The organism is Sphingomonas sp. IC-56, from assembly GCF_021043375.1.
GTDB lineage: Bacteria > Pseudomonadota > Alphaproteobacteria > Sphingomonadales > Sphingomonadaceae > Sphingomonas.
Genome location: NZ_JAJNDV010000007.1, coordinates 161,332 through 184,298 on the forward strand (window position 1 = coordinate 161,332; position 22,967 = coordinate 184,298).

Genomic DNA, 22,967 nt, shown 5'->3' on the forward strand with positions numbered 1-22,967 from the left:
TGTCCAAGGCTGGATCGGCTGGAGCGGGTAACGGGAATCGAACCCGTGTATTCAGCTTGGAAGGCTGCTGCACTACCATTGTGCTATACCCGCCCGGTGCCGAGGCTTGCCTGAGCGTGCCCTGCCGCAGTGCGCAGCGGAGCGATGCGCGAGCGAGTGCCACAAGCACCCGGTCCCGGTCAACTATCCGCGTGCCGGTGCGGGTCGGCTGAGCACATAGGCGGCCAATGCGAGCAGCAGCACCGCTACGCAGCCGGCGAGCCATGCGGGCGGATGGGCCTGCCACAGGAATAGGGCATAGCCGCCGGCCATGCTGGCGACCGCGACGATCTTGGCTTTGGCCGGAATAGCGCCCTCGACACGCCACGCCCGCAGCGGCGGACCGAACAAGCGGTGCTGCAACAGCCAATTCTCCAGCCGGGGCGAGGATCTGCTGAAGCTCCCCGCCGCCAGGATGATGAAGATGGTGGTCGGCATCACCGGCAGGAACGCGCCGATCACCCCCAGGCTCAAGAAGAACAGCCCCAGCACCAGATAGCCCGCGCGCGCCGCGCGCGACCGCGCCAGCTGGGGTGGCGGGGGAGGAGGCGCCTGGCGCATTCCCTCCACTTGCCCGCGCCCACACTCCCGCACAAGCGAAAGCAAGGGGCGCAGGCAGGCGCGCTAGAAGGCGAAGGCCTCGCTGCTGCGGCGTTCGCCCAGCAGGAATGCGTCGGCGACAATCTGCAACGGCCGCACGTCGACATCGCTTTCGCCCGCGCTGACGAGTTCGGCGAAGCGCGCATAGAGCCGGGCATATTCACGATCCGGCGCCTTTTGCGGTTCGGCGCCCGGCAGCTCCAGGATGCTGCCGCCCATCGACAGCCGCAGCATGCCGGCATCGGTGTCGACTTCGATGTCCCAGGTCTGCGGCCCGGTCTGGAGGAAGTCGAACGCCGCGCTCACCTCCGCCGTGCCGCTCCGCATCGCCAGCTCGGCGCGCAGCGGCGACGCGCGGCCCTCGGGCACTTCCATCCAAGCCGAATCGAGCAGTAGCGGCTCGGGCAGGATGCGCGTGGCGATCGACAGCGCGTTAATGCCCGGATCGAACACGCCGAAGCCACCGGGACCCAGAATCCATTCCTGCCCCGGATGCCAGCGGCGAATATCCTCGCGCCAATGGATGCGCATCGCCGTGATCTGCTTGTCGGCCAGCCATTCCCGCGCCGGCGCCACACCCGCAGCCTCGCGCGAATGCCAGCTGGTGAACAGCGTTACTTGCCTAGCCCGTGCCTGCGCCTCCAGCGCCGCAATTTCCGACAGAGTCGCGGCTGGCGGCTTTTCCAGCATCACGTGCAGCCCGGCCGCGATCGCGGTGGCTGCCTGTTCGTAGCGCCCGTCCGGCGGCGTGCACAGCGACACCGCCTGGAGATCGGGCACCGCCGCAATCATCGCATCGATGTCGGGAAAGGAAGCAACGCGCTCCACGCTCGCATTCCGGCTCGCCACCGCCGCCAGGTCGAAACGCTCGTCGCCGGCAAGGGCGGGCAGATGCTGGTCCCGAGCGATCTTGCCGATGCCGACCAGTCCCAGTCGAATTGGTGCCGTCACACCCTGCTCCTCATTTATCAGATATATTCTTCCTATTGCCCGGCATCGCGGTTATCAATCCCGCCCACGATCCGCCCGATCAAGCATGGCGGACAAAGGATGCGGCCCGGGCGCCGCAGGAGAGAGGCATGCAGCACGCGCAGAATCCCTTGCTCGGCATCCACCCGTTGCACGCGCCCAGCCGCGGCACCGCTCCTGCGCACGCCCTTCCACGAAAAAACCGGGAGAGAGACTTGAAGACGCTTGCCCCCTATCTCGCCGCCGCTGCCATGCTGGCGCTCGCCAGCCCCGCCGCGCATGCCGCCACCGCGAAGCGCGGCACCTTCGGCAAGCTTGCCGATGGACGCGCCGTTCAGTCGGTCACCCTGGCTAATGCCCGCGGCGTCTCCGCCACCGTGATCGCCTATGGCGCGACGCTCCAGTCGGTGGTCATGCCCGACCGCACCGGCAAGCGCGCAGATGTCGCGCTCGGCTATGACAATATCGGCCAGTATGTCGACAAGGGCCAGTATTTTGGCGGCACCGTCGGCCGCTTCGCCAACCGCCTCGACGCCGGCCGCTTCCGGATCGACGGTCAGACCTTCCAGACGCCGGTCAACGATGGCAAGAATTCGCTGCATGGCGGCACGACCGGCTTCGACAAGGTGCTGTGGGAAGTGGTGTCGGTCGCCAATGGCCCGACCGCCTCGGTGACGCTGCGCTATGTCAGCCCGGATGGTGACCAGGGGTATCCCGGCACCATGACGGTGGACGCGATCTATTCGCTGGACGAACGCAACAACCTGACGATCGAATATCGCGCGACCACTGACAAGCCGACGATCGCCAACATCACCAACCACGCGTACTGGAACCTGTCGGGCGAAGGCTCGGCCAACGGGGCGATGGGCCACATGGTGACCATCCCCGCCACCAGCTATCTGCCGACCGATGCCGGCGCGATCCCCAGCGGCCAGTTCAAGCCCGTTGCCGGCACCGTGTTCGACTTCCGCACCGCGCGTGCCGTGGGCGACCGCGTCCGCGACGCCAGCGACCAGCAGATCGTGTTCGGCCGCGGCTATGACCATAATTGGGTGGTCGGCCGCGAAGTGACGCAAAACCAGCACCTGATGGCCAAGGTCTATGATCCCGCCTCGGGCCGCGGCTTCGAGCTCTGGTCGAACCAGCCCGGGCTGCAATTCTACTCCGGCAACTTCTTCGACGCGACCAGCCACGGCAAGTCGAACAAGATCTATCGCATGGGCGACGCCGTGGTGTTCGAGCCGCAGATATTCCCGGATGCCCCGAACCAGAAGGGCTTTCCCAACGCGCGGCTGAACCCGGGCCAGACCTATCGCAACATCATGACCTACCGCCTGACCACCGGCGGCACCACGGCGCCGAAGAAGCGCTGAACCCCTCAGGAGAGCACAAGACGATGATGATCCGCCGCACTTTCCTTCTCGCCGCCAGCGCGCTGACGCTGACGGCGACGCTGTCGCCCGCGCAGGCGCGCGACCAGTGGACCAAGGCGCAGGCCAATGGCTGGCACGCGACCCAGCCCTGGCAGATCGGCGCCAACTACACGCCGGCCACCGCCATCAACCAGCTCGAAATGTTCCAGGCAGAGACCTGGGACCCGAAGCGTATCGACCTGGAACTCGGCTGGGCGCAGGCGATGGGCATGAACGTGATGCGGGTGAACCTGCACCATCTGTTGTGGGAAACCGACGCGCCGGGCCTCAAGCGCCGCATGAACGAGTTCATGACCATCGCGGCCCGGCACAACATCAAGACGCTGTGGATCTTCTTCGACAGCTGCTGGGATCCCGATCCCGTCGCCGGTCCGCAGCACCCGCCGATCCCGGGCGTGCATAATTCCGGCTCCGTCCAGTCGCCGGGCGCCGCGCGCCTGAAGGACGCCTCGCAATATGGCAAGTTGGAAGCCTATGTGAAGGACGTCGTCACGACCTTTGCCAAGGATGATCGCGTCGTCGGCTGGGACGTCTGGAACGAACCGAACAATCCGGGCGGCGGCAACTACAAGCCGACGCCGGACAAGAACAAATATGTCGCGACGCTGCTGCCGCGCATCTTCGCTGCCGCACGCGCCGCCAACCCGGTTCAGCCGCTCACCTCTGGCGTCTGGATCGGCGACCATTGGGACGACCAGAGCAAGCTCGACGCGGTAGAGAAGATCCAGATCCGCGAATCCGACATCCTGAGCTTCCACGACTATAGCTGGCCGGAAAAGTTCGAGGAGCGCGCCAAGCAGATGCTCAGCTATGGCCGCCCGGTCTGGTGCACCGAATATATGGCACGCGGCAACGGCTCGACCTTCGACAACACCCTGCCGATCGCCAAGAAGCTCAATATCGCGATGTACAATTGGGGCTTCGTCGACGGAAAGATGCAGACGCGTTTCCCGTGGGACAGCTGGAAGAAGCCCTACACCTATGAAGAGCCGACGATCTGGTTCCACGACGTGCTGCACTTCGACGGCACGCCGTACCGCCAGGCCGAGGTCGACCTGATCAAGCGGATGGCAGCGGCGCCCAAGGGCGTGGTTCCGGCGGCGGCATACTGATGCGCTGGCCGCTTCGTGCGGCCGGCCTGCTGTTTCCCGCGCTGCTGGCGGTTCTCCCGTCGGCAGCGCAGGGGCAGGCGCGCTCGCTCTTTGCCGGCGCCGATCCCGACATCGAAATCGCGGACGGCCGCTACTGGATCTACCCGACGGGCGGGGAGGGGCTGTCGGCCTGGTCCTCACCCGACATGGCGCAGTGGAAGCGCGAAGCGCCGCTCCTGCGCCTCAAGGACATCCCCTGGGTCAGGAACGACCGCGTGCCGGTCCACTTCCTCTGGGCACCCGACATGGTGCAGGCGAATGGCAGCTGGTTCTTCTATTATTCGGTCGGGCCCCAGAACCCGACCCCCAGCCGTATCGGCGTGGCGGTCTGCAAGGGGCCAGCGGGTCCCTGCACCGACAGTGGCCGTCCGCTGGTCAACGATGGCGGCAAGGGGTTCGAGGCGATCGACCCGGCCGTGTTCGTCGACCCCAAGAGCAAGACGCCCTATCTCTATGCCGGCGGCAGCGCGGGCGCCAAGCTGCGCGCCTGGGTGCTCAAGCCGGACATGGTGACGATCGAGCGTGAAGTGCCGGTGGAAACCCCGCCGAACTTCACCGAAGGCGCCTTCATGCACGTTCGCAACGGCATCTATTACCTGTCGTACAGCGCCGGGCAGTGGAACCACTCCAATTACCAGGTTCACTATGCCGTCGCGCTCTCGCCCACCGGCCCCTGGCGCTATGGCGGCGCGCTGCTCCAGGCCGACAAGAAGTTCAAGGGACCCGGCCATCACAGCTTTTTCCAGGATCCCAAGGACGGGCAATGGTACATCGCCTATCACCGCTGGGAAAACGCGCCCGGCGACGGCCCCTATGATGGCGAGCGCCGCGTCGCCATCCAGAAGGTAACGTACCGCGAAGACGGCGCCATCTTGCCCATCAAGATGAACTGACCTCTAGCCTCCACAGCTGGATCAAGCCTAACTGGTAAAGAGGAACCCGCTCCACCCCCCACGCGTACGCCAAACCGTGTCCACTCCCACGATCCTCTGGTTCCGCCAGGACCTTCGCCTGGATGACCAGCCCGCCCTGCACGCCGCGGTCGAAAGCGGCGCGGTTATCCCCGTCTACATCCTCGACGACGAAACCCCCGGCGCGTGGCGCATCGGCGGCGCGCAGCGCTGGTGGCTCCACCACAGCCTGACGAGCTTGGCTCAAAGCCTGGAGGCTAAAGGCAGCCGCCTGATCCTTCGCCGCGACCCCGCCGCCAACGTGCTGCGCGACCTCCTGGCCGAGACCGGCGCACAACAGATCCACGCGATCACTCACCACGAACCCTGGTGGCGCCAGGTCGAGGAGACGCTTGGCGACGCACTCTGCCTGCACGCGGGCAATCATCTCGCCCCCGTCGAGCACATCACCACCGGCGCCGGGCAGCCGTACCGGATCTTCTCCTCCTTCTGGCGCGCCCTCCAGCAGTTCCTCCCGCCCGAGCCGCCACTCCCTGCACCGAATCGCGTCCCCGCTCCCGCAGACTGGCCGCGCAGCGACACGCTCGACGATTGGAACCTGCTCCCAACGCGCCCGAACTGGGCGGCGGCGTTCGGCGAGGATTGGCAGCCCGGCGAGGCCGAGGCACTCGACAAGGCGGAGGATTGGGCCGAGCATGTCGGCAGCTACGAAGAAGCCCGCAACCTGCCGACCGAGGTGGAGGGTACCTCGCGCCTCTCGCCCCATCTCCATTTCGGCGAGATCTCGCCCCGCCAGCTCTACGCCCAAGTCAGCGGCGCCAGCCAAGCCGACAAGTTCCTGAAGGAACTCGCCTGGCGCGACTTCACCGACGGCGTCATCCGGGCGCTCCCCGATTACGCCACCCACAACGGCCGCGCGAAATATGATGCGCTGCGCTGGCGCACGGGCGCAGACGCGGAAGCCGACCTCAAGGCGTGGCAGCAGGGCCGCACCGGCTATCCCATTGTCGACGCCGGCATGCGCCAGCTCTGGGTCAGCGGCTGGATGCACAACCGTGTCCGCATGATCACTGCCAGCTTCCTGGTGAAGCACCTGCTGATCGATTGGCGCGAGGGAGAGCGCTGGTTCTGGGACTGTCTGGTCGACGCCGACTATGGCAACAACGCCGTCAATTGGCAGTGGATCGCCGGCACCGGGATCGACGCCAACATGTTCAGCCGGATCATGGCGCCGCTGTCGCAGTCGGAGAAGTTCGGCGCCGCCGACTATATCCGCCGCTGGGTACCCGAGCTTGCGAGCCTTTCCGACGCGGCAATCCACGATCCCGACGCGGCAGGCTGCCGCCCGGCGGGCTATCCGGCCAAGATCATCGGCCACCGCGAGGGCCGCGAGCGCGCGCTTGCCGCCGCCCGCGCGCTGGGCTGAGCAGTCAGGCCTTTTCGATTTCCGCCGTGCCGATCAGCGTCAGTACGTCCTGAACAAGCACCCGCATCGCTGCATGCGCCGCTTCCGGATCGCGCGCGGCGATGGCGTCGCGTACCGCGGCATGCTCGGCCAGGCTGGCGGTATGCCCCTTGATCCGGTTGGTGAAGCGGATCGAGCTGCGCAGCGCCGTGCTCACCACATCGCGGAACTGCGCGTAAAAGGGATTTTCCGACGCCCGCAGGATGGCAACGTGAAAGGCGATGTCGGCGTCCAGCGCATCCTCCTCGCCGCGCTCGGCCGCTTCCATCCGCTCCAGGCCCGTCGAAATCGCCCGCAAATCTTCTTCCGTCGCCACCCGCGCCGCCAGCGCCGCGGCTTCAGGCTCGATCGCGACGCGCAACTCGTTAAACTGGCGCAGCAGCTCGAGCGAGAATTTGCGCTCCAGCAGCCATCGCAGCACGTCGGTATCGAACAGGTTCCAGTTCTGCGACGGCTGGACCACCGTCCCCTGGCGCGGCCGCGCGCTCAGCAGCCCCTTGGCGGTCAGCATCTTGACCGCCTCGCGTGTCACCGACCGGCTGACGCCGTGCTGCTTGGCCAGCTCGGCCTCGATCGGGAACGGTTCGTGCTCATAGCGTCCGGTGACGATCGCGCGCCCCAGGCTGTCGAGCATGCCATAAGTGAGATTGCGGCCCAGTTGCGGGCGCTCGTCGGCGCTCCCCAGGCTCGGATAATTGCTGGCCATGCCCTTGTGTAAACCCTCTTCACGCGCAACGGTCGTTTCGTGCGCACCCGCCTTGACCTACGTTAGCGGTATCGCGTCGCTGGACAAGGCTATTAAATACGATAAATGAACAATGCGGCTCCACTCGCCGCAAAGACATGCTGGTGGTGAACTGATGTCGGTGTTCGGTACGCGTTTCCTGGCCGTGGATTGGGGCACCACCAATCGCCGCGTCTTCCTGATCGAGGGCGGGCAGGTCGTCAGCACCGTGCGCGACGACAAGGGCGTGACCGCAGTCACTCCGGGCGACTTCGGCGGGGAAGCCGCGGGCATCCGCGAGCGTTTCGGCGACTTGCCGATGCTGCTCGCCGGCATGGTCGGCTCCACGGTCGGCTGGCAGGTCGCCCCCTATGTCGCGGCACCCGCGGGCGTGCCCGAAATCGCCGCGAGCCTGTTGTGGATCGACGACCGCACCGCCATCGTCCCCGGCATCTCCACCCTGGTCACCGGCCGCCCCGACGTGATGCGCGGCGAGGAAGTCCAGCTGCTCGGCGCCGTCGCCGCGGGCCTGGTCCCCGCCGACGCGCTGCTCGCCCAGCCGGGCACCCATTGCAAATGGGTGACCATGGCGGCCGGCCGCGTCGCCGACTTCACCACCGCCATGACCGGCGAGCTGTTCGCGCTGCTCAAGAAGCACGGCCTGCTCGCCTCCCAGCTCACCGGCGACGTCACGCCCGGCGTCGCCTTCCTCCAGGGCGTCGAGGAGGGCCGACGCCGCGACGTCGCCGCCTCCTTGTTCGGCATTCGCGCCGCCAAGATGCTGGGGACTCGCGGCGATGCGGACGCCGCGGCCTATGCCAGCGGCCTGCTGATCGGCGCCGATGTCGCCGCGCGGCTGGAAACCAGCGGCCACGACACCGTCCACATCCTCGCTGACCCGATGCTGGGCGGGCTCTACGCCGCGGCGATTGAAGCCCAGGGCCGCACCGCCCATCTAGTCGACAGCCACGCCGCCTTCGTCGCCGGCATCAACGAGATCGCAAAACAATGAGCCACATCGCCGCCTTCGACGCCGCCTTCGCGCGCTGCCCGCTGATCGCCATCCTGCGCGGGGTAAAGCCCGATGAGGTGGAGGGCATCGGCGAAGCGCTGGTCGAGGCCGGCTTCACCCTGATCGAAGTTCCGATGAACTCGCCCGACCCGCTCGACAGCGTCGCGCGCCTGGCCAAGCGGTTCGAGGGCCGGGCGGTGATCGGCGCGGGCACCGTGCTCAAGGTCGATCAGGTCGAGGCTGTCCGTGCCGCCGGCGGCACCATGATCATCTCCCCCAACGCGAACACCGCGGTGATCGCGGCCAGCGCCGCCGCCGGCCTGGTGTCACTTCCCGGCATCGCCACGCCCACCGAAGCCTTTGCCGCGATCGACGCGGGCGCCACTGCGCTCAAGCTCTTCCCCGCCGAAGCCGCCAGCCCGAGCGTGCTCAAGGCCATGCGCGCCGTCCTTCCCAAGGACATGCGCCTGCTCCCCGTCGGCGGCATCGCTCCCGACAATATGGATCCCTGGCGCGACGCCGGCGCCGCCGGCTTCGGCCTGGGGTCGGCACTCTACAAGGTGGGCCTGACGGCCGACCAAGTCGCCACCAACGCCCGCGCCTTCGTCGCCGCGCTCAAGTAACGCTGCCACATTCCGTCATCCCGGCCTTGAGCCGGGATCCCGCTTCTTCTTCTGTGGGGCAAGGCAGCGGGACCCCGGCTCAAGGCCGGGGTGACGAATTGACAGATCCGGAGAAGATCCCCCCCTTCCGGGGGAGGATCGTGACCGGCTAGGCCTACTGCGCGTCCGGCCCCATCAGCGCCGGCCCGTCACGCCGCGCATCCAGCATCGAATCCCCACCCAGCGTCCGGTACAGCGTCACCAGGTTGCTCGCCTGGGTCAGCCGCGTCGTCACCAGCGTCCGCCGCGCCGCGTATAGCGAGCGCTGCGCATCCAGCGTCGCCAGGAACGTGTCGATCCCGCCGCGATAGCGCGCCTCGGCCAGGCGATAGGTATCCGCCGCTGCCTCGGCCTGGGCGTTGGTCGCGCGCAGCTGCTCGGTCACCGTGCCGCGCCGCGCCAGCGCGTCGGCCACTTCGCGGAACGCGATCTGGATCGTGCGCTCATACGCCGCCACCGACGCATCGCGCTGCGCCTGGGTCAGCCGTACGCCCGCGCGCGCCGCGCCCGCGTTGAAGATCGAATAGTTCGCGTTGGCCCCGCCCGACCAGGTAAAGCCATCCCCCCGGAACAGCCCGGCCAGCGCATCGCTCGCCAACCCTAGCACGCCCGTCAGGGTGATGCGCGGGAACAAGGCCGCGCGCGCCGCGCCGATCTCGGCATTGGCGGCACGCAGCGTATATTCGGCCTGCACCACGTCGGGTCGGCGCAGCAGCACCTGCGAATCGACGCCCGCGGGCAGTTCCGTCACCCCCGGCGCCGCTTCGTCGATCGACCGCGGCAACAGCGTCTCGGCGATCGGATTGCCGACCAGCAGCTGGAGCGCATTCACGTCCTGCGCCAGCGCGGTGGTCTGCACCGCCAGGTCGGCACGCGCGCCTTCCAGGATCTGCTCGGCCTGGCGCAGGTCGGTGCGCGGCGCGATCCCGCCCTGCAACCGGGCGCGCGTAAGCCGCACGCTGCGCTCGGCGCTCTCCGCGGTGTCCTGCGCAATCGCCAACAGGCTCTTGTCGGCGGCATAGGTCAGCCAAGCATCGGCAATGTCACCGATCAGCGTCAGCCGGGTCGCCCGCGCCGCCGCTTCGGTCGCGAAATAGCGGTTCTGCTCGGCCTCGGTCAGCGAGGCGATCCGCCCGAACAGGTCGATCTCGAACGAGGTGATGCCGCCATTTACCGAAAAGCGCGTGCGGGTGCCCGATCCGCCACCCACAACCGTTCCGCCATTGCCGGCGCCGTTACCCGTGCCGCCATTGCCGTTGCCGACCCCGCCGGTTCCGGTGCCGGTGCCGCCATTGCCGGTCCCCGTACCGACCCCGCCATTATTGCCGACGACCGTGGAGCCGCCGCCCGATCCCCCCGACACATTGCCGCCGCCGCTGACGCCCAGCTCGGGCAACAGGTCCGCGCGCTGGATGCGATATTGCTCGCGCGCCACGCGGATATTCGCCGCCGCCACGCGCAGGTCGCGATTGTTGACCAGCGCCTGGCGGATCAACGCCTGCAACCGCTCGTCGCGGAAGATGTCCTGATAGGTAACTGCCGGCAACGCGGCCTCTCTTTGGGCCAAATAAGCGTCGCCCAGCGGCCAGCTCGGCGGCACCGGCGATGCCGGCCGCACATAGTCGGGCGCCATCGATTTGCACCCGGCCAGCGACACGCTGGCCAGCAGGATCAGCGCAGCGCGCTTCATGCCGTTGCCTCCGGAGCGTTGCGCCGCGTCCGCGCGCGGATCGCCTTGAGCCCGTCACGGACCCCGCGGCGGACCAGCACGAAGAACAGCGGAATGTAGAAGATGGCGAGCACGGTCGCAGTAATCATGCCGCCGATCACCGACGTGCCGATCGCGATGCGGCTGTTGGCGCCGGCACCGGTCGAGATCGCCAGCGGCAGCACGCCGAAGATGAAGGCAAGGCTGGTCATCAGGATCGGGCGAAGGCGGATGCGTGCCGCCTCGATCGCGGCGTCGATCACGCGCTTGCCCTGCTTTTCGGCCTGTTCGGCGAACTCGATCATCAGGATGGCGTTCTTCGCGGCCAGCCCCATCGTCGTGAGCAGTCCGATCTGCAGGTACACGTCATTCTGCAGCCCGCGCAGCGTCACGGCAAAGATCGCCCCGACCAGCCCGAGCGGGATGATCAGCAGCACCGCGATCGGGATCGACCAGCTTTCATACAGCGCGGCCAGGCACAGGAACACGACCAGCAGCGAAATGCCGTACAACAGCGGCGCCTGACCCGCCGACAGCCGCTCCTGATAGGACAGCCCGGCCCAGGCGACGCTGGTGCCCGGGATCTGCCGCGCCAGTTCCTCCATCCGGTCCATCGCCGCGCCCGAGCTCTGGCCCGGCGCCGCCTGGCCCTGGATCTCGAAGGCGGGGATGCCCTGGAATCGCGACATGGTGGTCGGCGCGGTCGACCAGCTGGTCTGCGCGAAGGAAGAGAAGGGCACCATCTGCCCGGCGGCATTGTTGCGCACGAACCATTCGTTGATGTCGGACGGCGCGGCGCGGAACGGCGCGTCACCCTGGACATAGACGCGCTTCACGCGGCCCCGGTCGATGAAGTCGTTGACGTAGCGCCCGCCCCAGGCCGTCGACAGCGTGTTGTTCACGTCACCCTGGGCAAGCCCCAGCGCCGCCAGCTTCTGCTGGTCGACATCGACCTTCAGCGTGGCCACGTCGGGCAGGTCGGACAGGCGGACCTGCGCCAGCATCGGATCGGCATTGGCCAGCGCCAGCAGCTTGTCGCGCGCGGCCAGGAACTCCTCGCGCGGCATGCCGCTCGCATTCTGGAGCTCCATGGTGAAGCCGGTGGACTGGCCCAGCCCGCGGATTGCCGGCGGCACCAGCGCAAAGACCTGCGCGTCGCGGAAGTTGCGGAATGCGCCCGAAGCACGCCCGACGATCGCCTCAGCCGAGTTTTCCTTGCCCTCGCGCTGGGACCAGTCGGTCAGGTTGAGGAAGCCCTGGCCGGTGTTCTGACCGCTCGCGCCGCCGCCGCCGCCGCCCGTGACGGTGAAAGTGACCGAGACGTTTTTGGCTTCCTGCTCACGGAAATAGCGTTCGATTGCCAGCTGCACTTCCTGGGTGCGGCTCTGTGTCGCGCCGGCGGGCAGGCGGAACTGCACCGATGTAGCGCCCTGGTCCTCGGTCGGAAGGAAGCCGGTGGGCAGCCGGACGAACATCAGCACCAGCAGCGCGCACGCCGCGGCGTAGAGCAGCAGGAACAGCCATTTGCGGTCCACCACCTTGGCGACGCCATTGGCGTACCGGTTCGAAGCGCGGTCGAAGCCGTTGTTGAACCCGTTGCGGGCGCGCTCGAAGAAACGGCCGACGCGCGGGAAGCGCCGCTCCACCCAGCCGCCATGATGCTCGCTCTTCTTCTTGAGCAGCGTGGCGGTGAGCGCCGGGGTCAGGATCAGCGCCACCAGTGCCGACAGCACCATCGACGCAACGATGGTGACCGAGAACTGGCGATAGATCACGCCCGTCGACCCGCCAAAGAACGCCATGGGCAGGAACACTGCCGAGAGCACCAGCGCGATCGCCACCAGCGCGACTTGGATCTGCTCCATCGACTGGATCGTCGCATCGCGCGGCGACAGGTCGGGGTTTTCCTCCATCAGGCGCTCGACATTCTCGACCACCACGATCGCGTCGTCGACCAGCAGGCCGATCGCCAGCACCAGCCCGAACAGCGTCAGCGTGTTGATGGTGAAGCCCAGCGCATAGAAGACGCCGAACGTGCCCAGCAGCACCACCGGCACGGCGAGGGCGGGGATCAGCGTCGCGCGCCAGCTTTGCAGGAACACGAACATCACGATCACCACCAGGATGATCGCCTCGATCAGCGTCTTGACCACTTCCTCGATCGACAGCTTGATGAAGCCAGTCGTGTCGTTGGCATAGGCATAGTTGAAGCCCGCCGGGAAACCGCGTGCGGCTTCCTCGACCCGCGCCTTGACCAGCTCGGCGGTCTCCAGCGCGTCGGCGCCGGGCGCCAGGCTGATCGCCACGCCGGCGCCCGGATGGCCGTTGACGCGGCTGACCGCGTTATAGCTTTCCGCGCCCAGTTCGACGCGCGCCACGTCCTTCAGGAACACGTTGGCGCCGCTGGTCTCGGTCTTGAGGATGATCTGCTCGAACTGCTCGGGCCGCTGCAACCGCGACTGCGCGGTCACCGTGGCGTTGAGCATCTGCGAACTGGGCTGCGGCTGCCCGCCGATCTCGCCCGCCGCCACTTCGGTGTTCTGGTTCTGGATCGCCGTGATCACGTCGCCGGGCATCAGCGCATAGCTCGCCAGCCGGTCCGGGTTCAGCCAGATCCGCATCGCATAAGGCGCGCCGAACACATTGGTGTCGCCCACGCCCGGTACGCGCGCCAGCGTGTCCTGCAGGTTGGACGACAGCCAGTCGGACACGTCGATATTGGTGCGCTTGTCGGTCTCGTCATACACGCCGACGATCATCAGGAAGTCGGGGTTCGACTTGGTGACGCGCAGCCCCTGCTGCTGCACCTGCTGGGGCAGGCGGGGCAGCGCCTGCTGCACCTGGTTCTGCACCTGCACCTGCGCGATGTCCGGGTCGGTGCCCTTTTCAAACGTCGCGCTGATCGTCACCTGCCCGCGCGCGGTCGAATTGGAGCTGAAATAGAGCAGTCCGTCGATGCCGGTCAGCTGCTGCTCGATCACCTGCGTGACCGAATTCTGCACCGTCTCGGCCGACGCGCCGGGATAGCTCGCGCGGATATTGACCTGCGGCGGCGCCACATCGGGATATTGCGCGATGGGCAGCGACAGGATCGCGCCCACGCCGGCCAGCATCACGATGATCGCCAGCACCCAGGCAAAGATCGGCCGGTCGATGAAAATACGCGACATTAGTTGCTCTTCGACTGACCGGCATTGCCGCCCGCAGCCCCGCCGCCGCTACCGCGCGGACCACCGCCGCCCTGCGTTGCCGCCTGTCCGCCACCCTTGGGCGCCTGAATCTTCTGCGGCGCACTCGCCGGCACCGGCCGGATCTCGGCGTCGGGGCGCAGGTTCGCGGTGCCCTGCACGATCACCTTGTCCCCCGGAGCGAGGCCTTGCGTCACCACCCAGTACGCGCCCTGCGTCCGCTCGGCGACCACCGTGCGCGCCACCGCGCGGTTGCCCGGCCCCACGATATAGACCGTCGCCGCGCCCTTGGGATCGCGCGACACGCCCGCCTGGGGTACCAGGAACGCCTCCGTATCGATCGCCTGGGCGAACTGCGCCCGCACGAACATGCCCGGCAGCAACAGCCCTTCGGGATTATCGAACCGCGCGCGCAGCGTCACCGTGCCGGTATTCTGGTTCACCACCACTTCGGAGAACTGGACCGTGCCCGTCCGCCCGAAGTCGCTGCCATCCTCCAGCACCAGCCGCACGCTGGCGGAGCCCGGAATGGTGCCCCCCTTGGCCATCGCCTTGCGCAGCGCCAGCATCGCCGCGCTCGATTGCTGAATATCGACGAAGATCGGGTCCAGCCGCTGGATGACGGCAAGCGGATCGGCCTGGTTGGTCGTCACCAGCGCACCCTCGGTCACCAGCGACCGCCCGATGCGCCCCGTGATCGGCGCCGGCACCTTGGTGAAGCGCAGGTTGATCCGCGCGGTCTGCACCGCGGCATTGTTCTGCGCGACGGCGGCGTTAGCCTGCTGCGCCTGCGCGGCGACGTCGGTATATTCCTGCTGGCTGACCGCTTCCATTTCGGCGAGCGGGCGATAGCGCTGCGCCCGGATGCGCGCGGCGTTCGCATTGGCCTGCGCGCTTTGCAGGTTGGCCTGCGCCTGCGCGGCCTGCGCCTGATAGATGCTGGGGTCGATCTGGTAGAGCGTCTGCCCGGCCTTCACGATCGATCCTTCGGTGAAGAACCGCTTCTGCAGGATGCCGGCCACCTGCGGCCGCACTTCGGACATCTGAAAGGCAGTGACACGCCCGGCCAGTTCGGTGGTCACCGGCACGCTGGTCGGCTGCACCACCACATAGCCCACCTGTGCCGGCCCGCTGGGGCCGCGTCCGCCGCCCTTTTTCTGGGCGGGGTCCTGCGTACCGCCGCAAGACGCCAGCAGCGACGCCGCCAGCAAGAGGACCGTGGATCGGCGGCGGCTCGTCAAATGGGAATGCTGCAAATGTTCTGACCCGCTCTGCGCGCCCGTTTCCGGGCGGAATTCAGTGTGGAAACCCGCCCATAAGGCGCAGGTTGCGGCGCATCTACAGCTTAAATGTATCAGGATGTGTCAGGACTTCCCGACACAAAGACAAAAGGCCGCCTCTCGCGAGAGAGACGGCCCTTCCATTGCCGAGCCGCTGCGGCGAGCAGCTCTGCTACTTAGTGCCTTCAGCCGGCAATCACGCCGAAGCGAACCGAAGCCTTGGGCGCCGCAACTAGCATGTGACAATGAGACATCAGATCACCTCCTTCCATGTTGTTGAACTCGAAGGGGAATATGGGTGTGCGGCAAGATTTGTGAAGGGGGTGCCTACAACAATAATTCCTCCCCGGCACGGGGAGGGGGACCGCCGCCAAAGGCGGTGGTGGAGGGGGCTCTCCGCCCAGGAGCCGCTCGCGGAAATCCCCCTCCACCCCCAGCTGACGCTGGCGGTCCCCCGCCCCGTGCCGGGGAGGATTACAAAGGCCTTCCCGCGCCCTCCCAAACCCCGTATCAGCCCGCCCCAAATGGCACGCATAGAAACCCCCAAGCGCATCCGGGGCACCCAGGACATCTTCGGCGAAGAGCAGCGCCGCTTCGCCACCGTCATCGACGCGTTCGACCGCGTCCGGCGGCTTTATTGCTTTCAGCGGCTGGAGATCCCGATCTTCGAGGCGACCAATGTCTTCGCCCGCTCGATGGGCGAGACCAGCGACGTGGTCTCGAAGGAAATGTACACCTTCGAGGATCGCGGCGGCGACTCCATCACCCTGCGCCCCGAATTCACCGCGGGCATCGCGCGGGCGTACATCACCGAGGGCTGGCAGCAATATGCGCCGCTGAAGCTCGCCACCTCCGGCCCGGTGTTCCGCTATGAGCGCCCGCAAAAGGGCCGCTTCCGCCAGTTCCACCAGATCGACGCCGAGATCATCGGCGCGCCTGAGCCCGCCGCCGACGTCGAACTCCTCGTCCTCGCCGACCAGCTGCTCCACGATCTCGGCATCCACGAAGGCGTGACCCTTCAGCTCAACACGCTGGGCGACGCCGAAACCCGCGACGCCTGGCGCACCGCGCTCGTCGCCCATTTCGAGGCGCACAAGGACCAGCTGTCGCAAGACAGCCTGACGCGTCTGGAAAAGAACCCGATGCGCATCCTCGATTCGAAGGACCCGGGCGACCGCGCCGTCGCCGACAGCGCACCAGACATCGACGCGTATTTGACCGACGAAGCAGACAGCTTCTTCAAGGCGGTAACCAACGGCCTCGACGCCGCCGGCGTGGCCTGGACTCGCAACAGCCGCCTGGTCCGCGGCCTCGATTATTACCGCCACACCGCCTTCGAGTTCGTCACCGACCGCCTCGGCGCGCAGGGCACCGTGCTCGCCGGTGGCCGCTATGACGGCCTGATCGGCTCGCTCGGCGGCCCCGAGACCGCGGGCGTGGGCTGGGCGGCGGGCGTCGAGCGGCTGGCGATGCTGATCGAAGAGCCGGCGGCCGAGCGGATCGCGGTAGCAGTCATTCCAATGGGCGCTCAGGCGGACTTGTACGCGATGGGGGTAGTGGCAGACCTGCGTCGTGCCGATGTTGCGGCCGACATGGCTTTTCGCGGCAACCTAAAGAAGCGAATGAGCAAGGCCAATGTGCAGGGGGCCAGCTACGCCGTGCTGATTGGCGACGAGGAGATTGCCAGCGGAAAACTTACGGTGAAGGATCTTGGTTCGGGAAAGCAGTACAGCTTCTCCGGCGACGAACTTTCCGCATTCAAGCACGCGGCTTGGCTTCGAAGTACAGGCGTTGAAGACGCAGACGTCGAGAGCGAGACGCTGCTCGAGGAAATGCTAGCTGAGTGGGCGGCAGGATTGTGGACTGAGGTTCCCTCGACGTGATCTCCATCCCCGCCGACCGCATCGCGGCGATCGAGGCGCGGCGCGACGAGTTGCAGGCGCAGATGGCGACCGGCGACCTGCCTGGCGACCGCTTCGTCCAGGTGTCGAAGGAATATGCCGAACTGGAACCGGTGGCGCTCGCCGCCGGTGAGGTCCGCCGCCTGCGCGCCGAAACCGAATCGCTTCAGCAAATGGCGCAGGACCCCGACGAGGACCTCCGCGCGATGGCGAACGAGGAACTGCGCGCCAACCACGACGCGCTGGCCACCGCCGAACGCAGCCTGGCGCTCTCGCTGCTCCCGCGCGACGCCGCCGACGAGCGCCCGGCGATGCTCGAAATCCGTGCGGGCACCGGCGGCGACGAGGCCGCGCTGTTCGCCGGCGACTTGCTGCGCATGTACCAGCGCTATGCCGAGCGCATGGGCTGGCGGATCGAACTGATCTCCAGCAGCACCTCGGAAGCCGGCGGCTTCAAGGAAGTCGTCGCCTCGGTCACCGGCACCGGCGTGTTCGCCAAGCTGAAGTTCGAATCCGGCGTCCACCGCGTCCAGCGCGTGCCCGCCACCGAAGCCGGCGGCCGCATCCACACCTCTGCCGCCACCGTCGCGGTTCTGCCCGAAGCCGAGGACGTCGATCTCAAGATCGACGAAAAGGACCTGCGCATCGACATCTTCCGCGCCTCCGGCCCAGGCGGGCAGGGGGTCAACACCACGGACTCCGCCGTGCGGATCACTCACTTGCCGACCGGCACGATCGTGATCCAGCAGGACGAGCGTTCGCAGATCAAGAACAAGGCCAAGGCAATGAAGGTGCTGCGCACCCGCCTGTACGAGCGCGAACGCGAGCGCCTGGCAGCAGAACGCACCGGCGCCCGCCGCTCCATGGTCGGCTCGGGCGATCGTTCCGAGCGCATCCGCACCTATAATTTCGGCCAGGGCCGCGTCACCGACCACCGCATCAACCTGACCCTCCACCGCCTTCCCGAAATCCTCGAAGGCGAGTTGGACGAACTGATCGGCGCCCTGATCGCCCAGGACGAAGCCGACCGCCTGGCCCAACTCGACGGCTGACGCGCGCCGTGCATCTTCTTCTTCGTCACCCCGGCCTTGAGCCGGGGTCCCGCTTCCTTGAGCGAGCAGAAGAAGAAGAAGAAGCGGGATCCCGGCTCAAGACCGGGATGACCCGGGGCAAGGGCGGCTCCGTCAATCAATCCTCCCCCGGAGGGGGAGGGGGACCATGCGCAGCATGGTGGAGGGGTATTCTCCGCGGGCAACGTCGCTGGTGGTGAGCTACCCCTCCGTCATCCCTTCGGGCTGCCACCTCCCCCTCCGGGGGAGGACTCAAAAGCCGCAAACCGCTGGTCTGTCGCTGCGCGGATATGGAGTAGACGGGCTAACACAATCTCCCTCTCACCGCGCGCGGTGAGAGGGTAGGGGAGCGTGGCATGACATCCGATCCGAGCGAATCACCTGAACCAGGCTCTGCCCTTCCGCCCGCGAAGGGAGAAAGCGTGCACGCAACCCTCGCCGCCGCCACCAGCCAACTCGCCCCGATCACAGACACCCCCCGCCTCGACGCCGAACTCCTGATGGCACACGCGCTGGGCACCACGCGTAACGACCTCCTCCTGCGCCACCTCGACGCCGCCACCCCGCACGGCTTCGCCGCGCTCCTGAACCGTCGCCTGAACCACGAACCCGTCGCCTACATTACCGGCACCCGGGCCTTCTGGACCATCGACCTCGAAGTCGGTCCCGGCGCGCTGGTACCTCGCCCGGACAGCGAAACCCTTATCGAAGCCGCGATCGAGCATTTCGCCCGCCGAACCCCGCGCACCATTCTCGATCTCGGCACCGGCCCGGGCACGCTGCTGCTCGCCGCGCTCGATCAATGGCCCGAAGCCGAGGGCCTTGGCATCGACGCGTCCGACTCCGCGCTCGCTTATGCCCGCCGCAACGCCGATCGCCTTGGCCTCGCGCCGCGCGCCAGCTTCCGCCTTGGCAACTGGGCCGAAGACCTCACCGGCCAGTTCGACCTCATCCTCGCCAACCCGCCCTATATCGGCACCGGCGAAGCGCTCCCGCCCGAGGTGCGCGACCATGAGCCCGCTTCGGCGCTGTTCGCCGGCGCCGATGGCCTGGACGATTACCGTCGCATCGTGCCGCAGCTTCCGCGCCTGCTCGCCCCCGGCGGCGCGGCGCTGCTGGAGATCGGCTGGACCCAGGCCGACGCGGTTTGCGCGCTGGGTGCCGAGCATGGGCTGGAACCGCGCGTCTACAAGGATCTTGGCGACCGTCCCCGGGCGGTACGCCTCACTTGAACGACCCTTGCGACACCCCATATTTCCACTTGGAGATCGATGCTGCACCGGCTAAGAACGCGAACGGGGCAAAGCACTTTCAACCACGTCAGACCACGTCGTTGAATTTCGGGGCATTTGCCCTCTCCAGGTCATGTGAGCCACTGCAGTCCGGTGGCCATGGCAGACGGAAAGAACCGGCAGTTCCGGGGCTTTCCGCGGTTGTAACGTGCATCCGGGACCGCTGATGGATCGACGGACGGCTTAGGTAGACAGGACAAACAGACCTTGATGAACAATCGTCAGGCTAACGGCCGCCGTCGCGGTCGTGGTGGTCAGCAGCAGCAGCGCCCCGGTGGCGGCAACCAGGGTAATGGCAGCCGGATCGACAATCGCGCGCGGGGCAATGCCGCCCAGCTGCACGAAAAGTACAAGAACCTGGCCTCCGACGCGCAGCGCCAGGGCGACCGGGTCAACACCGAATATTATCTGCAGTTCGCCGATCACTATTTCCGGGTGCTGAGCGAAACCCGCTCGCGCTTCGAGGAACAGCAGCAGCAGCGCCGCCCGCGTGAAGACATGGACGGCAGTGACGACGACTTCGAATATGGTGCCGAGGGCGAGCAGGCCCAGCAGCCGCAGCAGGGCGAAGCGCGCCAGCAGCGCGAACCTCGCGAACAGCGTGAACCGCGCGAAAATCGCGCGCCGCGTGGCGAAAACCGCGACTATCGCGAGCGTGAACCGCGCGAAAACCGTGAAAATCGGGACAACCGCGAAGGGCGGGATCAGCGCAACGGCTATGCCAATGGCAACGTCGCTGCCGCACCGGTCGAGAGCCAAGTGCCTGTGGAAGCTGCCGAATCCGCTCCGGTCGAGGTGCGTGAGGATGCCGAGCCGCGCCGCCGCACCCGCCGCCCGCGCCGCGAGGAAAACGCTGCGCCGGTAGACGCGGGTGAGGGCCTCGATCTGGCCGTCCTGCCGCCCGCGCTCGGCGATGTGGTTTCAGCCGAAGTGTCTGAAGAAGAACCGAAAAAGCCGCGCCGCCGCCGCACTGCGCGGACCGAGGACGCCGAAGCGCCGGCCGTCTGAAGACACCGCGTTTTCCGCGTCGACAAGATAGTCGCTAATCGGCGGCTGAGCCCAGGCTCAGTCGCCGATTTCCATTTGGTCCTTCAGCGGATCCTCAACCCGCGCATCATGTCCGCTCCCTGAGGAGAGGAACATCAATCCCATCAATGCTGCAGTGAGCATGATGGTCAGAAACACGCCTAAAAACGTCGCGCTAGCCGTCACCCAGTCCAGCCCGCCCAGCGACCAGTACAGCGCCAGCTCGGCCGCCCCCGTCGCCAGCAGCGCCACCCCCGTCATCCACCACAGAATACGCTTGAACCGCCCCCACGCGAAAGCCGCGTAGGCCGGATCGTCCAGGTCTTGCTCCTCCTCGGGCATGGCTTTGCAATTGCGCCCGAATCATGGAAGAAACAACTGCCTCAGGCACAGGGCGGAGTCGGCGCATGACCATCGCGGCAATCCTGGACGGCAAGGGGCGCGACGTCGTCTCGATCGACGCGGACCAGTCGGTCACGCAAGCAGCATCGCTCCTGGCCGAACGCCGCATCGGCGCAGTACCGGTAATGCGGGACGGCACAGTGGCGGGCATCTTCTCCGAACGCGACGTGATTTACTGCCTGGCCAACGACGGCGCCGCCGCGCTCGACCGCCCGGTGTCGGACGTTATGACCGCTCCCGCAATCACTGTCGGACCAGGTGAGTCCGTCCTCGCCGCTCTGGCCCTCATGACCCAGCGCCGCATCCGCCATCTGCCCGTTGTGGAGGGCGGCCGCTGCATCGGCCTCGTTTCGATCGGCGACCTGGTTAAGTACCGGATCGACCGCATCGAAGCCGAAGCGGAGGCGATGCGCAGCTACATTCAAACGGCGTGACCCGATCGGCGGTAGCGAACCAACGCGGCGACTTCACGCACCAGCCCGCGCGCAAACACCGCCAGCCACCCGCAATAGGCCGCAGCACCCACTCCAGTCAGAAGCACCAGTCGAACCAAGGGCGACAGCGGGGGGAGCAGGCGGTCTATCGCGATCACGAATCCCGCCATCGCCAGCGATGCAATCACCGGCGGCAGCAAGCCTTCCCCAAGCTCCCATGCCCCAACCCCGATCACCGGCAGCGTCCGCCAGGTCGAGATCGCTAGGTAAACTGGATAGGCAAGCAGCCACGCGGCGACCAGCCCCATCACGCCCCACTGCACCCCGACCAGGTATGCGCTGGTCAGCAACGCCGCTCCGATCGCGCCGTTTGTGGCCCCCAATCCCGGCCGCCCCGCGGCATCGGTCGCCGGGGAATAAAGGACCTGCATCGTCATGAAGGGCATCGCCAGCGCGAGCCATTGCACCACGGGCGCTGCTTCGATCCATTTGGGTCCGAGCACCACCTCCACAAGCGGATAGGCCGTAGCCGCGAGCCCGAGATAGAAGGGCATCCCCACGACCATGATCAATCGCGCCGATTTCACGAACGCAGTAGCGACCGCGGCGCGATCCTCCTTGATCCGCGCATAGGCGGAGAAGGCCACTTCGTTGAGCGGAGGCACGAACTTTGCCACGAAGATCTGCGTGAGGAACAGGCTGGTGGTATAGATCCCCAGCAGATGCGGGTCGAACGAACGCCCGGCGATGAACACGTCGGCCTGGCTCTGCACGAACCAGAAGATCTGACCCGCCGCCATGATCCCGCCATAGCGCAGCATGTCGCCGGCCCCGCGAAAGTCGAAGCTCGGCCACATCAGCGTGCCGGCCGCCCAAGTCATGCCGGACGCTTTCACGACATACATGGCGAGCGGTGCCGCCACGAGCGTCCAGACGCCCAACCCGGCATAGGCGCCGCCAAGTGCGGTCACTGCTCCAGCGATCCCCGACGCAAAATTGACCTGCGCCTGCCGCCGAAAGTCCATTGCCCGTGCGAGCTGCGCATAGGGAAGCGCGACAAAGGGGGTGGTGAGGTAGATCAGCGCCTGTACGCGCAGCAGGTCGCCGACGACAGGCTGCCGGTAATAGGACGCGACAAGCGGCGCGGTGACGAACTGGGTGGCTGCCAAGCCCAGGTTCAGCAGGATCAGCATGCCGAACAATTGGCGCTGCGCCTGAAGACCGGCGTCACGCCGCTGGATCAGCGCACTGGCCAGCCCATAGCCGTTGAGCATGTTGAGCAGCACCAGGATGACCTGAGTCATCGCGAACAAGCCATAATCGGCGGGATTGAGGACCCGGATCACCACGAAAGTGGACGCCCAGGTAAGCATTTGCCCGACAATCTGCGCGCCCGAACGCCAGATCACAGCGCTGCGGACCTGATCGGACAGCGAGTCGGTGGGCAGATTCGCCGGTTGAGCAGTGGATTGCGTCACGAAACGGTCATGGCGGGAGGGTATTGAGAAGGCGTAAACCCGAGGATTTCTGCGGCTTTCCGGGTGTTCTGGGGGCTGTAGGTAATTTTGTTCCAAAAAACCCGTTGACGGGTCGGAACCCTCCACATATATGCCCTTTCACCGCAGCGACGCGGCGCTCTTGGAAACGAGGTGCGGGTGTCGGGGTGGTCACCACATTGACGGCGCTTTGATCGCCCC

The 22,967-nt window shown here is 66.8% G+C and carries 19 protein-coding genes and 1 tRNA gene; 11 read left to right on the forward strand and 9 right to left on the reverse strand.

All coding sequences use genetic code 11. The features are described 5' to 3' along the window. Nucleotides 1-19 precede the first annotated feature (19 nt). The 3 genes from LQ953_RS11470 to LQ953_RS11480 form a co-directional block, all read right to left on the reverse strand. Nucleotides 20-93 (reverse strand) — tRNA-Gly (locus LQ953_RS11470). A gap of 90 nt (nt 94-183) precedes the next feature. Continuing rightward, nucleotides 184-600 (reverse strand): YbaN family protein, encoded by a 417-nt coding sequence (locus LQ953_RS11475; protein ID WP_231031034.1) that lies wholly within the window; start codon nt 598-600, stop codon nt 184-186. A gap of 63 nt (nt 601-663) precedes the next feature. After that, nucleotides 664-1,590 (reverse strand): Gfo/Idh/MocA family protein, encoded by a 927-nt coding sequence (locus tag LQ953_RS11480; RefSeq protein WP_231031035.1) that lies wholly within the window; start codon nt 1,588-1,590, stop codon nt 664-666. A gap of 269 nt (nt 1,591-1,859) precedes the next feature. Here LQ953_RS11480 and LQ953_RS11485 point away from each other — a divergent pair, with 269 nt between their 5' ends. The 4 genes from LQ953_RS11485 (at nt 1,860) to LQ953_RS11500 (ending at nt 6,532) form a co-directional block, all read left to right on the forward strand. After that, on the forward strand, nt 1,860-2,984 hold the full coding sequence (locus LQ953_RS11485; protein ID WP_231031060.1) for an aldose epimerase family protein: 1,125 nt from the start codon (nt 1,860-1,862) through the stop codon (nt 2,982-2,984). 26 nt (nt 2,985-3,010) lie between these two features. Beyond that, on the forward strand, nt 3,011-4,156 hold the full coding sequence (locus LQ953_RS11490; RefSeq protein WP_231031036.1) for a cellulase family glycosylhydrolase: 1,146 nt from the start codon (nt 3,011-3,013) through the stop codon (nt 4,154-4,156). Further along, on the forward strand, nt 4,156-5,088 hold the full coding sequence (locus tag LQ953_RS11495; protein ID WP_231031037.1) for a family 43 glycosylhydrolase: 933 nt from the start codon (nt 4,156-4,158) through the stop codon (nt 5,086-5,088). Before LQ953_RS11490 ends, LQ953_RS11495 begins: the two co-directional genes overlap by 1 nt. Nucleotides 5,089-5,164: 76 nt before the next feature. Next, nucleotides 5,165-6,532: a cryptochrome/photolyase family protein gene (locus LQ953_RS11500; RefSeq protein ID WP_231031038.1), complete on the forward strand. Its 1,368-nt coding sequence runs from the start codon at nt 5,165-5,167 to the stop codon at nt 6,530-6,532. Nucleotides 6,533-6,536: 4 nt separating this feature from the next. Here the strand turns inward: LQ953_RS11500 and LQ953_RS11505 are convergent, their stop codons facing one another. Beyond that, entirely contained in the window at nt 6,537-7,277 is a 741-nt protein-coding gene (locus LQ953_RS11505; protein WP_231031039.1) for a FadR/GntR family transcriptional regulator, read from the reverse strand. Nucleotides 7,278-7,431: 154 nt separating this feature from the next. Here LQ953_RS11505 and LQ953_RS11510 point away from each other — a divergent pair, with 154 nt between their 5' ends. Continuing rightward, the gene (locus LQ953_RS11510) at nt 7,432-8,307 is read left to right on the forward strand and encodes a 2-dehydro-3-deoxygalactonokinase (protein WP_231031040.1); all 876 of its coding nucleotides are present in this window, start codon (nt 7,432-7,434) and stop codon (nt 8,305-8,307) included. Further along, the gene (locus tag LQ953_RS11515) at nt 8,304-8,930 is read left to right on the forward strand and encodes a 2-dehydro-3-deoxy-6-phosphogalactonate aldolase (protein WP_231031041.1); all 627 of its coding nucleotides are present in this window, start codon (nt 8,304-8,306) and stop codon (nt 8,928-8,930) included. Before LQ953_RS11510 ends, LQ953_RS11515 begins: the two co-directional genes overlap by 4 nt. A 154-nt stretch (nt 8,931-9,084) precedes the next feature. Here the strand turns inward: LQ953_RS11515 and LQ953_RS11520 are convergent, their stop codons facing one another. Genes LQ953_RS11520 through LQ953_RS11530 form a run of 3 tightly spaced genes read right to left on the reverse strand, consistent with a single transcriptional unit; the run spans nt 9,085 to nt 15,106 of the window. Next, a complete protein-coding gene (locus LQ953_RS11520; RefSeq protein ID WP_231031042.1) occupies nt 9,085-10,659 on the reverse strand; it encodes an efflux transporter outer membrane subunit in 1,575 nt (524 codons plus the stop codon). Further along, complete coding sequence (locus LQ953_RS11525; protein WP_231031043.1) at nt 10,656-13,847, reverse strand: efflux RND transporter permease subunit; 3,192 nt, start codon at nt 13,845-13,847, stop codon at nt 10,656-10,658. Before LQ953_RS11525 ends, LQ953_RS11520 begins: the two co-directional genes overlap by 4 nt. Then, nucleotides 13,847-15,106, reverse strand: coding sequence for an efflux RND transporter periplasmic adaptor subunit (locus LQ953_RS11530; protein WP_231031044.1), 1,260 nt, complete (start codon nt 15,104-15,106; stop codon nt 13,847-13,849). The genes LQ953_RS11525 and LQ953_RS11530 overlap by 1 nt, the downstream gene beginning before the upstream one ends. Nucleotides 15,107-15,669: 563 nt before the next feature. Between LQ953_RS11530 and hisS the strand changes: the two genes are divergently transcribed. The 4 genes from hisS to LQ953_RS11550 all read left to right on the forward strand — a co-directional run bounded on the left by hisS (nt 15,670) and on the right by LQ953_RS11550 (nt 20,416). Further along, nucleotides 15,670-17,028, forward strand: coding sequence for a histidine--tRNA ligase (gene hisS, locus LQ953_RS11535; protein ID WP_231031045.1), 1,359 nt, complete (start codon nt 15,670-15,672; stop codon nt 17,026-17,028). Then, a complete protein-coding gene (prfA, locus tag LQ953_RS11540; RefSeq protein WP_231031046.1) occupies nt 17,025-18,098 on the forward strand; it encodes a peptide chain release factor 1 in 1,074 nt (357 codons plus the stop codon). The genes hisS and prfA overlap by 4 nt, the downstream gene beginning before the upstream one ends. Nucleotides 18,099-18,538: 440 nt before the next feature. Further along, a complete protein-coding gene (prmC, locus tag LQ953_RS11545) occupies nt 18,539-19,348 on the forward strand; it encodes a peptide chain release factor N(5)-glutamine methyltransferase (protein WP_231031047.1) in 810 nt (269 codons plus the stop codon). 267 nt (nt 19,349-19,615) lie between these two features. Next, nucleotides 19,616-20,416 carry a DUF4167 domain-containing protein gene (locus tag LQ953_RS11550; protein ID WP_231031048.1) on the forward strand — a complete coding sequence of 267 codons (801 nt, stop codon included), beginning with the start codon at nt 19,616-19,618 and terminating at the stop codon, nt 20,414-20,416. 57 nt (nt 20,417-20,473) lie between these two features. On the opposite strand, the gene LQ953_RS11555 is transcribed toward LQ953_RS11550, so the two are convergent. Then, nucleotides 20,474-20,776 (reverse strand): hypothetical protein, encoded by a 303-nt coding sequence (locus tag LQ953_RS11555; protein WP_231031049.1) that lies wholly within the window; start codon nt 20,774-20,776, stop codon nt 20,474-20,476. Between the two features lie 65 nt (nt 20,777-20,841). Here LQ953_RS11555 and LQ953_RS11560 point away from each other — a divergent pair, with 65 nt between their 5' ends. After that, nucleotides 20,842-21,270 carry a CBS domain-containing protein gene (locus LQ953_RS11560; protein WP_231031050.1) on the forward strand — a complete coding sequence of 143 codons (429 nt, stop codon included), beginning with the start codon at nt 20,842-20,844 and terminating at the stop codon, nt 21,268-21,270. On the opposite strand, the gene LQ953_RS11565 is transcribed toward LQ953_RS11560, so the two are convergent. After that, nucleotides 21,258-22,748: a lipopolysaccharide biosynthesis protein gene (locus tag LQ953_RS11565; RefSeq protein WP_231031051.1), complete on the reverse strand. Its 1,491-nt coding sequence runs from the start codon at nt 22,746-22,748 to the stop codon at nt 21,258-21,260. The genes LQ953_RS11560 and LQ953_RS11565 overlap by 13 nt on opposite strands. Nucleotides 22,749-22,967: the final 219 nt, after the last annotated feature.